9 protein-coding genes are annotated in these 15,611 nt (G+C 64.9%); 4 read left to right on the plus strand and 5 right to left on the minus strand.

The annotated features are described in order from the left end of the window. Positions 1-85: 85 nt before the first annotated feature. Both AC4FAH_RS06710 and AC4FAH_RS06715 read right to left on the minus strand, forming a co-directional pair. Positions 86-3,028 (minus strand): FAD-binding and (Fe-S)-binding domain-containing protein, encoded by a 2,943-nt coding sequence (locus tag AC4FAH_RS06710; RefSeq protein WP_490245796.1) that lies wholly within the window; start codon positions 3,026-3,028, stop codon positions 86-88. Positions 3,029-3,090: 62 nt separating this feature from the next. Continuing rightward, a complete protein-coding gene (locus tag AC4FAH_RS06715; protein ID WP_225347418.1) occupies positions 3,091-4,797 on the minus strand; it encodes an L-lactate permease in 1,707 nt (568 codons plus the stop codon). A gap of 425 nt (positions 4,798-5,222) precedes the next feature. Between AC4FAH_RS06715 and AC4FAH_RS06720 the strand changes: the two genes are divergently transcribed. The 3 genes from AC4FAH_RS06720 (at position 5,223) to AC4FAH_RS06730 (ending at position 10,023) form a co-directional block, all read left to right on the plus strand. After that, entirely contained in the window at positions 5,223-5,993 is a 771-nt protein-coding gene (locus AC4FAH_RS06720; protein ID WP_054556318.1) for an FCD domain-containing protein, read from the plus strand. 83 nt (positions 5,994-6,076) lie between these two features. After that, positions 6,077-8,491, plus strand: coding sequence for an ATP-binding protein (locus AC4FAH_RS06725; RefSeq protein ID WP_225347419.1), 2,415 nt, complete (start codon positions 6,077-6,079; stop codon positions 8,489-8,491). Beyond that, a complete protein-coding gene (locus AC4FAH_RS06730) occupies positions 8,488-10,023 on the plus strand; it encodes a sigma-54-dependent transcriptional regulator (protein WP_288987963.1) in 1,536 nt (511 codons plus the stop codon). The genes AC4FAH_RS06725 and AC4FAH_RS06730 overlap by 4 nt, the downstream gene beginning before the upstream one ends. 57 nt (positions 10,024-10,080) lie before the next feature. Here the strand turns inward: AC4FAH_RS06730 and AC4FAH_RS06735 are convergent, their stop codons facing one another. From AC4FAH_RS06735 to AC4FAH_RS06745, 3 genes are all read right to left on the minus strand, one after another. After that, a complete protein-coding gene (locus AC4FAH_RS06735; RefSeq protein ID WP_052384803.1) occupies positions 10,081-10,788 on the minus strand; it encodes a metal-dependent hydrolase in 708 nt (235 codons plus the stop codon). A 292-nt stretch (positions 10,789-11,080) separates the two neighbouring features. Further along, on the minus strand, positions 11,081-11,623 hold the full coding sequence (locus AC4FAH_RS06740) for a gamma carbonic anhydrase family protein (protein ID WP_043335714.1): 543 nt from the start codon (positions 11,621-11,623) through the stop codon (positions 11,081-11,083). 197 nt (positions 11,624-11,820) lie between these two features. Beyond that, a complete protein-coding gene (locus AC4FAH_RS06745) occupies positions 11,821-13,164 on the minus strand; it encodes a sodium-dependent transporter (RefSeq protein ID WP_054556322.1) in 1,344 nt (447 codons plus the stop codon). Between the two features lie 271 nt (positions 13,165-13,435). On the opposite strand from AC4FAH_RS06745, the gene prlC reads away from it, so the two are divergent. Beyond that, positions 13,436-15,484, plus strand: coding sequence for an oligopeptidase A (gene prlC / locus AC4FAH_RS06750; RefSeq protein WP_192838979.1), 2,049 nt, complete (start codon positions 13,436-13,438; stop codon positions 15,482-15,484). The last annotated feature ends 127 nt before the right edge of the window (positions 15,485-15,611 follow it).

The following is a 15,611-nucleotide window of genomic DNA, read 5'->3' on the forward strand; positions in this document are numbered from 1 at the left end:
CGTACTTTACGCACGAACCGCCGTGAGGGCAAGGGCTTTTTCAAGAGATTGTCATCAGGGTGTCATGCATCTCGAACACCTCCCATCACCTTGGTGCCGATGCTCTATCGACCAGACCGAGAATCGATTGATAGCTGAGTCCGGAGTGCTCACTCAGCCCTATCTCGCAGGTGCGCGAATTGGAAACCCCGTAGTCGCAATCGGCCACTACCTCCTTCAGTCCCTTCAATGCCGAGGCATTGAGCTCCGGTGTACTGAAGCCCTTGTCGCCGGCGAAGCCGCAGCAGGTGATCTCTTCCGGCACGACGACTTCACTGGCGCACTGCCGCGCCAGCGCCACGAACTGCTCTGCCAGCCCCATGCGGACACTGGAGCAGGTGACATGCACCGCGACTCTCGCCTTGAGCGGTGTGATCGAGAGATAGGGCAATAGATAGTCGAGTACCAGCTGCACCGGCTCGACCAGAGTCAGCGACACCTCGAGATGCTCGCCCGCATAGGCCTGAGCCTGTGCCAGGCACGGACTGGTATCACAGAAGATCGGCAGCCGTCCGCCGTCACTCGCCTCCACCAGCGCCGTTGCCAACTCGGCGGCCTTGGCATCTCCCGCCTCGAACTGCCCCTTGGACTGGAAGGCCATGCCACAGCACAGCGCCTCCAGACCTTTCGGCAGCACGACCTCGAAGCCGGCCTTGTCCATCAAGGCCAGCGCCATTTCCGTGACACTGCGCGGATCGCGATCATCAGCAGCGACCCCGAAGACACGCGTGGCGCAGGACGGGAAGTAGACGACATGCCCATTGGGCGCTGCACTGCGCCCCAGTGGCTGCGCGAGACGCTTGAGATAATCACGCGCAGCGGCAGCCGGCATGCTGGGAGTCCATTGCTGCACCCTGTCGCCGGACACCTTGCGAGCAGTCTGGGTCAGGCGGCGCATGTTGCGCGTGCCGACGACACCATGCAGCCCATCCGCCAGCCTGAGCACGCCACGCATGCCGCTGGTGACACGCGTGAAGTGCTCACCGGCCCAATGCGCCACCTTCATCTTGCCTGGATGATCGGCACCGGCGTTCTCCTCATGACGTAGCCCCCGGATCAGATCACCGGTATTGATGCCGACCGGACACTGGGTCGCGCACAGGCCATCGCCCGCACAGGTCTCCATGCCCTGATAGGCGTATTCCTTCCTGAGCACTGCCAGCTGGTCGCGCTGTGCATCATCCGGTGCCTCGAGCGCAGCCAGGCGTGCGATCTCCCGCCGGATGACGATGCGCTGGCGCGGCGTCAGGCTCAGGTTCTTCGACGGGCAGACCGACTCACAGAAACCGCACTCGATGCAGCGGTCTACCAGCGGGTCCGCCGCCGGCAATGGCTTGAGGTTTTCCAGATGCAGGCGAGGATTGCGCGTCAGGATCACTTCCGGGTTGAGCAGGTTGTCCGGATCGAAGGCCTCCTTGATACGCCACATCAGGGCATAGGCATCCTTGCCCCACTCAAGCTCTACATAAGGCGCCATGTTGCGACCGGTGCCATGCTCGGCCTTGAGCGAGCCACCATATTCCTGCCCCACCAGCTGCGCGACGTCATCCATCAGCGCCTGATAGCGCGCCACCTCGCCTTCGCGCTCGAAGCCCTGCGGGAAGACGAAGTGAAGATTGCCCTCCAGCGCATGGCCAAACAGGATCGCCTGGGAGTAACCATGCCGCTGGAAGACCTCCGTCAGCGCACCGACGCCTTCCGCCAGCCGCTCGATGGGGAAGGCGACATCCTCGATGATCACGGTGGTCCCCAGATCACGCACTGCACCGACCGCCGGGAACAGCCCCTTGCGGATCTTCCAGTACAGCGCATAACGCTGCGCATCCTGAGTGAAGGCCCACGACTCGCAGGTCTCGATGCCTTCCAGCACGCGGGCAACCTCGGCCATGCGCGCCTCCAGCTCCTGATGATGCGCGCCCCGCACATCCACCAGCAGCGCGACCGCCTCTTCCGGCAGGGCGCGCAACACGTCCGGCATGCCCGGTGCGTCCTCCACGGAGCGCAGCGCCGCGCGGTCCATCAGCTCCACCGCCGCGACCGGTGCCATCTTCAGCAGCATGGTGGCGCGACAGGCCGCATCGATGTTCGGGTAGTACACCAGCGCCGCCGCCTTGTGCGGCTCCTCGATCACGGTGCGGTAGGTAATGGAGGCGATGAAGCCCAGCGTGCCTTCCGAACCGATCATCAGATGCTTGAGGATCTCGAGACCATCGGCATAGTCGACCAGCGCATTGAGGCTATAACCGGTGGTGTTCTTGAGCCGGTACTTGTGGCGGATGCGCTCGGCCAGCTCAGGGTCGGCGCGCACACTGGCCGCCATGCGTTCCAGCTCCGCCAGCAGACCACCATGACTGGCGCGAAAGGCCTGCACGCTCTCCGGCGAGGCCGTATCCAGGCAGGTGCCATCGGCGAGAATGACGCGCAGGTCCTCGACGGTGCGATAACTGTTGTGTGCCGTGCCGCAGCACATGCCTGACGCATTGTTGGCCGCGATGCCGCCGATCATGCAGCTGTTGATCGAAGCCGGGTCCGGGCCGATCTTGCGCCCGAAGGGGGCCAGCAGCTGATTGGCACGCGCCCCGATCACCCCCGGCTGCAGGCAGATGCGACTGCCCTGCTCCAGCACCTTCGCCCCTCGCCACTCACCACCCAGCTGGATGAGCACCGAATCCGTCAGCGCCTGACCGGACAGTGACGTCCCTGCCGCACGGAAGGTCACCGGCAACTTGCGCGCCCGGCACTCGCGCAACACATGCCCCAGCTCCTGCTCGTCATGCACCCGCACCACCAGCTGCGGCACCAGCCGATAGAAGCTGGCATCCGTCCCGTAGGCCAGGGTGCGCAGCGGATCATGGATCAGGCGCTCACCGGGAATGTGCTGCGCCAACGCCTCGCGCAGGGCGTCATAGGCAGCAGCACGCGCCTGGGGTGAGGCATGCCCGCCCATGGCAGGGTGAGCAGTGGAGTCAGGGGCAGCAGCGGCGGTCATGGCCAGTCTCTTTATCAGTCAGTCAGGATGTCTTTCAGGGTATCAGTCAGCACGGATCACGCTTACGGCAGCAGCGGATCACTCAGACCCACCAGGTGGAACGCCAGCATGCCCAGCACGCCGGAGGCCAATAGATAGTAGGCGGTCGGAATCGCCGTCATGCGCAGGGTACGACCCTCACGCCCCAGCAGACCGACGGTCGCCGAGGCCGCCACGACGTTGTGGATGGCGATCATGTTGCCGGCCGCAGCCCCGACCGCCTGCAGCGCCACCATCAGCGCTCCCGACAGCCCGAGCTGGGCGGCGACGTTGAACTGGAACTGGGACAGCATCATGTTGGAGACCGTATTGGAGCCGGCGATGAAGGCACCCAGCGCGCCGATGCCCGAGGCGAACAACGGATAGGCCTGACCGAGGCTGTCAGCTACCACGTCCGCCATCACCACCGGCATGGACGCCAGGTCGTTCAGGTTGACGCCGGAGTTGATCAGGATGCGTACCATCGGAATGGTGAACACCAGCACGAAGCCGGCGCCGACCAGTGTGCGCCAGGATTCGCTGGCCGCCGCCACCAGCTGGCGAGAGGCCATGCGATGCAGCAGCAGCGTGATCAGCGCCACGAAGACCATGATGCCGCCAGGCAGATAGAGCGGCTGAATCGCGCCGGAGATACCGCTGGCACCCAGCAGGTCAGTGGCACTGAATTGCACGCTGACCAGCCAGCCCTTGAAGTCACTCGATACGCGTGAGGCGACCAGCAGCAGCGCGATCAGCCCATAGGGCAACCACGCCAGCCACAGAGGCAGCGGCTTTCTGCCCGCCGCGGCGGTCTCGACATCATCACGCTCCAGCGTCAGGTCACCCAGCCAATGCTTGGGCCACTCGGCCTCGGGCGGAAAATCCCAGCTGTCCTTCGGCAGTAGAAATCCGGCACGCGCCGCTGGCACCACGAGGATCAAGCCGACCAGAGCGCCGATCAGTGACGGGAATTCCGGGCCGAGGAAGATACCCGCTGCCACGTAGGGCAGCGTGAAGCACAGGCCGGCGAACAGCGCGAACGGCGCAATCGACAGTCCTTCGCTCCAGCTTTTCTTCGCGCCGAAGAAGCGCGTCATCATCACGGTCATGAACAGCGGCATCAGCAGGCCGACGATGCCATGCACGATGGCGACCTCCGAGGTGATCAGCTGCATGAAGGCCTCCCAGCTGGAGTGGTTCGCCAGCAGCTGCTCACCGAGATTGGCCTTGTCGAGGCCCGCATTCACGCCGATCACGATCGGCGTGCCCACCGCCCCGAATGATACCGGCGTCGACTGGATCATCATGCCCACCATCACCGCCCCCAGCGCCGGGAAGCCGATGGCGACCAGCAACGGCGCCGCGATGGCCGCAGGCGTCCCGAAGCCGGAAGCCCCCTCGATGAAGCTGCCGAACAGCCAGGCGATGATGATGGCCTGTACGCGACGGTCGGGACTGACGGTGGTGAAGGCGCCGCGGATCACCGCGATCGCCCCGGAATGCTTGAGCGTATTGAGCAGGAAGATGGCGCCGAAGATGATCCACAGCACCGAGACGGTCACCATCAGCCCCTGCAGCGTGGAGGCCAGAATGCGCGTCAGCGACATCTGCCACACGAAATAGCCGATGGCAGCGGTGACGAGAAAGATCAATGGCATGGCGCGACGCGCGGGCCATTGCAGACCGACGAGCAGGATGCCCGCCAGCAGGATAGGGGTGAAGGCCAGCAAGGCCAGCAGTGGCTCGGACATGACGGAAACTCCGCAGGCGAATTGTTGTGATTGTTGTCTGGCACGGCAGTGAAGGACTCGGGGGTTGGCGCACCCTTGGGTCAGGCCTTCCGATAAATTGGTCATACCAATTTACCCTGCTGTGCTTCGGCATAATCTAGGCGTCGCCTTGAAAGGGGTCAAACATCATGTGGTGCAAGGCATCTAGACATTGGTCAAAGCAGCCTCATTGCGTAAAATTGGTCTTACCAATTACTGAGAACGCCAACCTCCCACGCGAGGCGTGGTTATCACACATATTGGTAAGACCAATGTCGGCTGTGGCGTGGAATGCCCACGGGCCACACTGATCATCGGCAGCGCCGCAAGCGCCCCTCTCTTGCATGCCGCGCACCGGCATTCCAGCGTTCGGCGCCGCCTTTCACCTTTGCCGCAAGGACACTTCCATGCGTTACGCCCCTGTCCGCCAACCCCGTATCGCCGATGTACTCACCGAGCGCCTCGAAAGCATGATCATCGAGGGCAGCCTGAAACCCGGCGAGCGCCTGCCACCGGAGCGCACCCTGGCCGAGCAGTTCGAGGTCTCGCGCCCCTCCGTGCGGGAGGCCATCCAGAAGCTGGCCGCGCGCGGACTGCTGACCTCACGCCAGGGCGGCGGCACCTATGTCTCTGAAGAGCTGGCGCGCGCCTGGTCGGACCCGCTCAGCGCGCTGCTGGGTCGCCACGGCGAGTTCAATCTCGACCTGCTGGAATTTCGCGATGCGCTGGAGGGCATCAGCGCCTACTACGCCGCCATGCGCTCCACCCCTGCCGACAAGGCAATGCTGCGCCAGCGCTTCGAGGACCTGGAGAAGAGCTTCGAGGGACGTGACCCGGAGCGCGAGGCCGGTGCCGATGCCGCCTTCCACCTCGCCATCGCCGAGGCCGCGCACAACGTGGTGCTGCTGCACTCGATGCGCAGCCTGTTCCAGTTGCTGGAGAAGAGCATCGTGGCCAACCTGCGCCACCTGTTCGAGAAGCCGGAATCACGCCCGCGCCTGATCCAGCAGCACCGCAGCCTGTTCGAGGCGATCATGGAAGGCCGCGCCGAAGATGCGCGCAACGCCGCCCATGAGCATCTGGTATTCGTCGAGGATTCGCTGCTGGAACTGGAGCGCGCCGAGACTCGTGCCCAGCGCGCCTTGCGCCGTGCCCAGGCGGCGCCGGATGGCTCATGACGCTCAGTCATGACGCTCTGGCTGAATATGGAGTTCCGGATATGCAGTGCTTGAGATGAGGGCCTGAACATGAAGGCTTGCCGATGAAGGACACGCGCCTGCCCCAGCTGTGGCGTCTCGTACTGGCGGTCGCGCTACCGCTGGGGCTGATGCTATGCGTGTGGCAGGCGGTCTCGATGGCGCGCAGCCAGGGTCTGGAGCGCCTGGGGCATGAGGCAGACAACGAACTGCGTCTGACCGCCGCCAGCCTGCGTGGCCAGCTGAATCGCCACGCCTATCTGCCCAGACTGGTGGCAGAGAATGACCAGCTGCGCGACTTTCTCGATCACCCAGAAGACCCCAGCGCGGAAGTGGCACTCAATCAGCGCCTGGACCGCATGCGTGAGCTGGCCGGCATCTCGGACCTCTATCTGGTCGATGACACCGGCACCACCATCGCCGCCAGCAACTGGCGCTCCGCCAATACCTTCATCGGCCAGAACTATCGCTTCCGCCCCTACTGGCAAGACGCCATCAATGGCGGCGAGGGGCGCTTCTACGGGCTGGGCACCAGCTCCGGTGAGCGCGGTTACTTCTTCAGCGCTGCCGTCACCAGCCCGCAGGGACGACGTGGCGTGGCCGTGGTCAAGGTGCAGATAGAGGCTCTGGAGGCGGCGTGGCTCGACCAGAATGCCGACATCATGGTCACTGATCCGCATGGCGTGATCTTCATCGCCAGCCAGGCGCAGCGGGTACTGCGCACGCTGGAGCCACTCAGCGAGGAGACACGCAACCGGCTGCTCGACACCCAGCGCTATGCCAATCAGCGCCTGCGCCCGCTGCGCCTGCATCACCGCGAGGCGCTGCCGGAGCTTTTGGGCCCGCCCTTTGAGTCGCGCCGCGACACGACCTCCATCGAGCTGTTGCAGCTGACACCGGGGGATCTCTGGCAGCACGCCTGGTTGAGCCTGTCCCAGCCACTGCCGGACATCGGCTGGCGCCTGCATGTGCTCAAGCCACTGGCACCGCTGCGCAGCGGTATCTGGCAAGCGGCCGGACTCGCGGCCGGTGGCTATGCCTTGCTGTGTCTGCTGGCAGGGCTGGGCTGGCAGCGACTGCGCATCCTGCGTGAGCGTCGCCTGTTCGCCGAGCGCGAGCGCCAGAATCTCGCCAGCAGCCAGCAACGGGTGCGCGGCATCATCGACCGCACTCAGGCTGGCCTGTGCATCCTCGATGAGCGGGTGCGGCTGGTGTATCTCAATCCGACGGCCATTGCGCTGTTCGGCTCGCCCTTGAGTGCCGATGCCTCACCGGGCGACTCACTCCGCCAGCCCAGCGCCCGCGAAGGGCGTGATCTGCGCGAGCTTTTCCTGCCAGCCGAGCGCCACCTGCTGGACCGCCTGACCCAGGCCCGCTCCGTCGGGCCGCTGGAAGTGCATGGCCTGCGCGAGGGTGTCGCGGTACCACTGGAGCTTTCCTGCTCGCCGCTGCCCAGTCCCAACGGTCCGCGCTGGCTGGTCACGGTCTTCGATGTCAGCGAACGCCGTGCCCAGGCCGAACAGCTCGCTCAGGCACGCGATGCCTTCGAGCAACGGGTGGTCGAGCGCACCCGCGACCTCGCCGCCAGCAACACGCGCCTGAGTGCCGAAGTCGAGGAGCGCACCCGCGCCGAACGCGAGCTGCGCGAGACGCGCGATGAATTGATCCAGACCGCCAAGCTCGCCGTCCTGGGGGAACTGGCCGCCGGCATCAATCACGAGCTCAATCAGCCATTGGCCGCCATCCGCGCCTATGCCGAGAACGCGACCGCCTTCCTCGCCCGCGCCCAGACCACCCAGGTCGAGAGCAACCTGCGCCAGATCACCGAGCTGACCCAGCGCATGGGCGAGATCAGCGCGCAGCTGCGTCAGTTCTCACGCAAGAGCGGTGACCGTCTGGAGGCCATCGATCTCACCACCAGCCTCGACTACGCCCTGCGCCTGCTGCATGCACGCTGCGAGGCACTCGGCGTGACCCTCATTCACGAAGCGAGTCCAAAGCTAGCGCGGGTGCGCGCCGAGCCGGTACGTCTGGAGCAGGTATTGGTCAACCTGATCGGCAATGCACTGGATGCGCTTGCCGACATGCCCCCCGAGCGCACGGAGCCCCCCAGCATCCAGCTCAACCTGCATGAGCAAGCGGGCAGCGCCGGCAATCAGGTCGTGCTGGAAGTCCACGACAACGGCCCCGGCCTCGAGCCATCGCAACTGGTGCGGGTGTTCGAACCCTTCTATACCCAGCGCGCCGACGGTCAGGGACTCGGGCTGGGGTTATCGATCAGCGCGCGTATCGTCGCTGACCTCGGCGGCACCCTCGAGGCGTACCCCTCGCCGCTGGGTGGTGCACTGTTCCGGCTGACGCTGCCGGCACTCTCGATGCCCTCACTATCGATACACTCACTTGCGACGCCCTCACATCAGCCGTCGCCCTCACAACCCCCAATGCCACCCACCGCCAACCATTCACAGGAGCCGTCATGAGCGACGTCACGAATACCGACATGCAGGTGCTGGTGGTGGATGACGAACCGCACCTGCGCGACAGCCTGAGCCAGAGTCTGATGCTGGCCGATTACCGCACTCGCCCGCTGGCCAGTGCCGAGCAGGCGCTGGCGATCCTGCGCGCCGAAGCGCCCTTCGAGGGTGTGGTGGTCACGGACATTCGCATGCCGGGCATGGATGGCCTGAGCCTGCTGCACGCGGCGCATGCCGTGGATGACGAGCTGCCGGTGATCGTGATGACCGGTCATGGCGACATCGACACCGCCGTCGCGGCCATGCAGGCCGGTGCCTGGGATTTCATCGAGAAGCCCTTCGATCGCGAGCGCATGCTCGATGGCGTGCGGCGTGCGGTGGCCGCCCGCCGGCTGGCGCTGGAGAACCGCTCGCTGCGCGAACAGCTGGATACCCAGCGCAACAGCGCCGGCCCCAGGCTGGTCGGCAGCAGTGACATCATGCAGCGCCTGGATGCTCAGGTGTCACGCCTGGCGGCGGTCGATGCCGACACCCTGCTGTATGGCGAGACCGGCGCCGGCAAGGACCGTGTCGCCCGCTGCCTGCACGAGCGCAGCGCTCGCGCCAGCAAGCCCTTCGTGGCGCTCAACTGTGGCGGCATGCCGGAGACGTTGATCGAGTCGGAACTGTTCGGCCATGAGAAAGGTGCCTTCACCGGTGCCAGCGAGCGCCGCATCGGCAAGCTGGAACACGCCGACGGCGGCACCCTGTTTCTCGATGAGATCGAATCGATGCCGATGTCGTTGCAGATCAAGCTGTTGCGGGTGCTGCAGGAGCGCAGCATCGAGCGGCTCGGCAGCAATACGCCACGCCCCATCGATATCCGCGTCATCGCCGCCACCAAGCGGGATCTGCGCGAAGCGGCCAGCGCCGGCGAGTTTCGCGAAGACCTCTACTACCGCCTGAACGTGGTCACGCTGTATCTGCCGCCACTGCGCGAGCATGCCGAGGATATCCTGCAACTGTTTCGGCACTTCGCGATTCTGGCCAGCGAACGCACCAGTCTGGAAGTCCCGCCGCTGGACGCCACCACCCTGCAGGCACTGCTGGCGCATGACTGGCCGGGCAACGTGCGTGAATTGAGAAACTGTGCGGAACGCCATGTGCTGCTTGGCGGGCTGGAGGGCAACATCGGCGACAGCATGGCGGAAGGGCGACCGCTCACCGCGGGCACGAGTGGCCCAGCCGTGAACAGCACGGAAGCCACAAGAGAGGCGGTCAGAGAAGGCATCACCGCCGGCATGGGCGAGCGGGATGCTTCAGGCGCACCGAGGGAATCAGGCGAGCTGGGGGAACTGGAGCACAACGTGAAGGCAGCCACGCAGGCGCAATCGCTGCCGCAGCGCATGGAGGCGTTCGAGGCCGCGCTGATTCGCGAGGCCCTGGCGGCCAGCAAAGGTCAGGTGGTGATGGCCTGCGAACGGCTGGGGCTGCCGCGCAAGACACTCTACGACAAGCTCAAGAAGCACGGCCTGAGTGCCGAGCCCTATCGTGCCTGATGCATCACAACCAAGGCATCGCAACGGAGATTCGCGCCGGCCTTCAGCCAGACGGCATCAGACGCCGGCCATCAGCCGCGACAGACCTGCGCCGAACACGGACAGCGGCCCCTGCAGGTGCATGATGTCCACCAGTACCGACAATGGTGGCAGCCAGGGCGTCATGGCGGCGATCACCGCCACCATCGCCAGCGAATTGCCCGGCTCACGATAATCGAACAGCTTGAAGGCGGTGCCGAAGCTGCGCTTCAGGCGTGCGCCGACCATGTCGACGCTGTACATCTCATCGAGCAGCAGGTGGATCATGGCGCCGAACAACAGGGCCGCGCCCTGCCACCAGGCCTGCTCTTCACTCTGGCCCAGCACATGCAGGCTGGCGGCCGTCACGCCCAGCGAGCACAGCAGTGACGCCAGCAGCGAGTGCCAGATACCGCGATGGACGGTAAAACGCTTGAAGATGGCGCTGGCCACATAGCGCACGCCCAGATAGGTGGCGCCGCCCGCCATCATCAAAGGCCCCGCCAGCAGGCGGTCCTGCAGCAACAGCACGCAGGCCATGGTCGCCAGTACCGCAAACAGCGTGAACAGGATACGGATGGCACGCGAGTTGTCGGAGTCGATATCCGGCAGGATACCGCCGAAGGTGGTCAGGCTCGCCAGCGGAACCCCCTCCGCCAGCGACCACAGGCCGCCCTGCCAGCCCGCCGCCGCGACGATGCCGCCGGCAAAGGCCGCTACGGTGATATGGGTACGAAAATTGGCCATGAAATACGGGTCGCGAGCCCTCGACGATGTCACTGGACCAGACGCCACACGCTGGCACTGGATATACGTCCAGATTATGACGCAAGCATTTCATGAAAAACAATGGCTTGTCCTGGTTTGTACGCACCACTGCCACATCTGCCTTCTTAAGCTCGTGGAAAACCGACCCTGGCTTGCGTCAAATCCGCCCCTGGCTTGTGGAGAATCCGGCCCTGAAACGAGCACTCCCCCGCCGGCCTGAGCCGACGGGGGAGTGATCATTGCTGCGTCTGCCGCTCTGTGCGAGGGAGATTCAGTCGACGTAGTCTTCGGCCAGATGCTGATCCTTCAGCTTGACGTAGTTCACCGCCGAATAGGTGAAGAACTCACGCTCACTGTCCTTGATCGGGCGCAGTGCCTTGGCCGGGTTGCCGGCATACACATGCCCGCCCTCGAGACGCTTGCCCGGCGGCACCAGCGCACCCGCCGCGATGATGACTTCATCTTCCACCACCACGCCGTCCATCACGATGGCGCCCATGCCGACCAGCACACGGTCGTGAATGGTGCAGCCATGCAATACGGCCTTGTGGCCGATGGTGACGTCATCACCGATTTCCAGCGGATAGCCGCCCGGATTGAAGTCACTGGCGTGGGTGATATGCAGTACCGCGCCATCCTGCACGCTGGTGCGCGCGCCGATGCGGATACGGTGCATGTCGCCGCGAATCACCGCCAGCGGCCATACCGAGCTGTCATCCCCGAGGGCGACATCACCCAGCACCACACTGGCCGGATCGACGAAAACCCGCTCGCCCAGTCGCGGCGTCAGGCCCTTGAAGGATCTAATGCTCATGCCTTACCTCCTGAATTAGGCAACCAGCCTACTGCGCCAAACACCGGGATGCCAATAGCGCAACGGCCTGACTCGCGTTGCGATGTTTTCGACACCCCGTCCCGACGCCCCGCTTGCAGGCTCGCCATGCCCCACGCATCGCGCCATGCCGCACGCCGACTCAACGCCAGATTCACGTACCGATTGCGCAGGCGCGCTTACTTGAAGAAGCTCCAGCCCAGCACGACGACAACCAGCGGAATCGAGATCCAGCGCAGCACCCAACGCCAAGTGCGGAAGAAGCCACGCGAGGTGCCGAGGCCTGCCAGCGCACGATTCTGCGGCATCACCCAGGCCGCGAAGATGGCGATCAGCAGCCCGCCGATCGGCAGGAAGAAGTCCGGCGGAATCGTCGTCACCGCATCGAAGACATTCATCTCGCCCAGCACGTGCACGTCCTTGAGGCTCGAGAAGGACAGCACCGACAACAGCCCCATCGCCCACACCGAGACACCGACCACCAGTGCCGCGTGGCGACGCTTGAGACCCCAGCCCTCCAGCACCTCGACGATGGGCTCGGCGATGTTGATCGAGCTGGTCCAGGTCGCCAGCAGCAACAGCAGGAAGAACAGCGCCAGCAGCACGCTGCCGCCCGGCAGATTGGCGAAGGCGATCGGCAGGCTGACGAACATCAGGCCAGGGCCGGAGGCCGGGTCCATGCCCTGGCTGAAGACCGCCGCGAAGATGGCGATCCCCGCCAGCAGCGCCACACCGATATCCAGTGCCGCCACGGCGATCGCGGCCGTCGGCAGGCTCTGGCGCTCCGGCATGTAGGCGCCGTAGGCCATCAGAGCACAGGCACCGACCGCCAGAGTGAAGAAGGCATGCCCCATGGCATTGAGCATCACGTCCAGCGTGATGGCACTCGGGTTGGGCATGAACAGCCAGCTCAGCGCGGGGCCGAAGCCGGGCGTGCTGATGCTGTAACCCGCCAGCGCCAGCAACAGCACATAGAGCAGCGGCATCATCAGGTTGTTGAGGCGCTCGAGCCCGGAAGAGATGCCGGCGGCCACCACGCTCATCGTCATCAGCATGAAGACGGTGTGGTTGAAGGTCATCGTGACCGGGTCTTCCAGGAAGGCACCGAAGGAAGCGCCGATCTCCGGCGGGCTCATGCCGCTGAAGTCACCCTTCAGCGAATCGACCAGATACTCGATCGACCAGCCCGACACCACCGAATAGAACGACAGGATGAAGAACATGGTGATGGCGCCGAACAGTCCCAGCCAGCGCCAGTGCGGGGTGCGTCCACCGCTGACGGCCAGATGGGCCAGCGCCTGCATCGGTCCGCGACGTCCGGCGCGCCCGATCATGATCTCGGCCATCATCACCGGCAGGCCCAGCAACAGCACGAAACCGATATACAGCAGCAGAAACGCGGAACCGCCGTTCTCGCCGGTCATGTAGGGGAAGCGCCAGATGTTGCCCAGCCCTACGGCGGCGCCGGTCACGGCCAGAATGAAGGCTCGGCGACTGCCCCAGCGTTCGGTGGTTTCGCTCATGTCTGCTCTCGTGGTCTCGGTACGGGGGAAGGATACGGGCCCCACTCAGGGGCCAAGGCCAGCAAGATAGCAGCCGTACCGGCCTCGGCCAATGCGACATGCGCGTGGCAACGCCCGCCTATCGAGGCGATAGATTGAATAACACGCGCCGAGGCCTCACATTCTAGGTATCCCCGCGGCAGCGGTGACGCCGTTTTCACGGCGCAATCGATGCGCAAGTTCTCCTTTACCGCTCACCGCTGCCGCCCACCCGAATGACGCGAGGTACATGATGTCGATCAATCCCCTGCTGGAACGCAACACCCTGCCCCCCTTCGACACCCTCAAGGCCGAGCATGTCGAGGACGCGATCAGCGAACTGCTGGAGCACAACCAGCAGGAGATCGAGCGCCTGATCGAGGCCACCCGCGATGACACGCGCTGGGACAACTTCGCCGCGCCGCTGGAAGCGCTGGGCGATCGCCTGAGCCAGGCCTGGTCGCCGGTCTCGCACCTCAACTCGACCATGAACTCGCCCAAGCTGCGTGAGGCCTACCAGGCCTGTCTCGCCAAGCTGTCGGCCTACTCCACCTGGGTGGGTCAGAACAGCGACCTGGCCGCGGCCTATCAGCGCCTCGCGGACAGCGATGAGTTCGCAAGCCTCGATGAAGCCCAGCAGAAGGCGATCACCAACAGCCTGCGCGACTTCCGCCTCGCCGGTGTCGATCTGCCGCAAGACAAGAAGCAGCGTTACGGCGAGATCCAGGCGCGCCTGTCCGAGCTCTCCAACACCTTCTCCAACCATGTGCTGGATGCCACCCAGGCCTGGCACAAGGATGTCGGCGAAGAGGCGCTGGCGGGCGTACCGGAAAGCGGCCTTGAAGCGCTCAAGGCCAATGCCGAAGCCAAGGGCCTGGAAGGCTATCGCATCACCCTGGACTTCCCGAGCTTCTTCCCGGTGCTCAGCTATGCCGACAACCGCGAGCTGCGCGAGGAGGTCTACACCGCCTTCGTCACGCGCGCCTCGGAGAAGGGCCCCAACGCCGGTGAATTCGACAACGGTCCGGTGATCGAGGAGATTCTGGCCCTGCGCCAGGAGCTGGCCGCGCTGATCGGCTTCGACGACTACGCCTCACTGTCGCTGGCGACCAAGATGGCCGACTCGCCGGCGCAGGTCATCGCCTTCCTGGATGACCTCGCCACCCGCGCCGTGCCGCAGGCGCGTGAAGAGTTCAACGAGCTGGCGGCCTACGCCACCGAGAGCCTCGGCATCGACGACCTGCAGCCGTGGGATGTCGGCTACGCAAGCGAGAAGCTGCGCGAATCGCGCTACGCGATCAATCAGGAGCAGCTGCGCCCCTACTTCCCGGCGCCGCAGGCCATCGACGGGCTGTTCGAGGTCGTCAACCGCCTCTACGGCATCACCTTCAAGCAGCGCGAAGTGCCGGTCTGGCACGAGGACGTCAGCTACTACGAGGTGATCGAGAATGACACCCCGATCGCCGGCTTCTATCTCGATCTCTACGCGCGTGAAGGCAAGCGGGGCGGTGCCTGGATGGATGAGTGCCGCGTCCGTCGTCGCCGCGAGGATGGCAGCCTGCAGTTGCCGGTCGCCTACCTGACCTGCAACTTCACCCGCCCGGTGGGCGATCGCCCGGCACTGCTGACCCACGATGAAGTGGTCACGCTGTTCCACGAGTTCGGTCACGGCCTGCATCACATGCTGACCCGTCAGGAAGTCGCCGAAGTCTCCGGCATCAATGGCGTGGCCTGGGACGCCGTCGAGCTGCCCAGCCAGTTCATGGAGAACTTCTGCTACGAGCGTGAAGGGCTGGATCTGATCGCACGTCACGTCGACACCGGCGAGCGCCTGCCGGATGACATGCTCGAGCGCCTGCAGGCAGCCCGCAACTTCCAGGCGGCGATGACCATGGTCCGCCAGCTGGAGTTCTCGCTGTTCGACTTCCGCCTGCATCATGAGCTCGACAAGCCGTCGGCCAGCGATGTCCAGGCGCTGCTCGATGAGGTGCGCAGCAAGGTCGCCGTGGTGCCGGCGGTCGAGTTCAACCGCTTCCAGAATGGCTTCAGCCATATCTTCGCCGGCGGTTACGCCGCGGGTTACTACAGCTACAAGTGGGCCGAGGTGCTGTCGGCAGACGCCTTCAGCGCCTTCGAGGAAAGCGCGGTCTTCGATACCGCCACCGGCCAGCGCTTCCGTGACGAGGTACTGGCACGCGGTGGCTCGCGTGACGCCGCCGAGCTGTTCCGCGCCTTCCGTGGCCGTGACCCGCAGGTCGATGCCCTGCTGCGTCACTCCGGCATCGGTGCCCAGGCGGCCTGATCTCGCCCCGTCTCGTGATGGCGCAAGCCTGACCACGAGCTGCTGAGCTTACGCTGCAGATCGTATGCCACAGACCATGCGCCCCTGACCTTTACCGGTCGGGGGCGTATCATATGGCGCATCATCC

Source organism: Cobetia sp. (assembly GCF_983723665.1).

Excerpts from the sequence above, each read along its gene's own strand:
- AC4FAH_RS06710 (WP_490245796.1), bottom strand. The coding sequence starts at position 3,028 with ATGACCGCCGCTGCTGCCCCTGACTCCACTGCTCACCCTGCCATGGGC.
- AC4FAH_RS06715 (WP_225347418.1), bottom strand. The coding sequence starts at position 4,797 with ATGTCCGAGCCACTGCTGGCCTTGCTGGCCTTCACCCCTATCCTGCTG.
- AC4FAH_RS06720 (WP_054556318.1), top strand. The coding sequence starts at position 5,223 with ATGCGTTACGCCCCTGTCCGCCAACCCCGTATCGCCGATGTACTCACC.
- AC4FAH_RS06725 (WP_225347419.1), top strand. The coding sequence starts at position 6,077 with ATGAAGGACACGCGCCTGCCCCAGCTGTGGCGTCTCGTACTGGCGGTC.
- AC4FAH_RS06730 (WP_288987963.1), top strand. The coding sequence starts at position 8,488 with ATGAGCGACGTCACGAATACCGACATGCAGGTGCTGGTGGTGGATGAC.
- AC4FAH_RS06735 (WP_052384803.1), bottom strand. The coding sequence starts at position 10,788 with ATGGCCAATTTTCGTACCCATATCACCGTAGCGGCCTTTGCCGGCGGC.
- AC4FAH_RS06740 (WP_043335714.1), bottom strand. The coding sequence starts at position 11,623 with ATGAGCATTAGATCCTTCAAGGGCCTGACGCCGCGACTGGGCGAGCGG.
- AC4FAH_RS06745 (WP_054556322.1), bottom strand. The coding sequence starts at position 13,164 with ATGAGCGAAACCACCGAACGCTGGGGCAGTCGCCGAGCCTTCATTCTG.
- prlC (WP_192838979.1), top strand. The coding sequence starts at position 13,436 with ATGTCGATCAATCCCCTGCTGGAACGCAACACCCTGCCCCCCTTCGAC.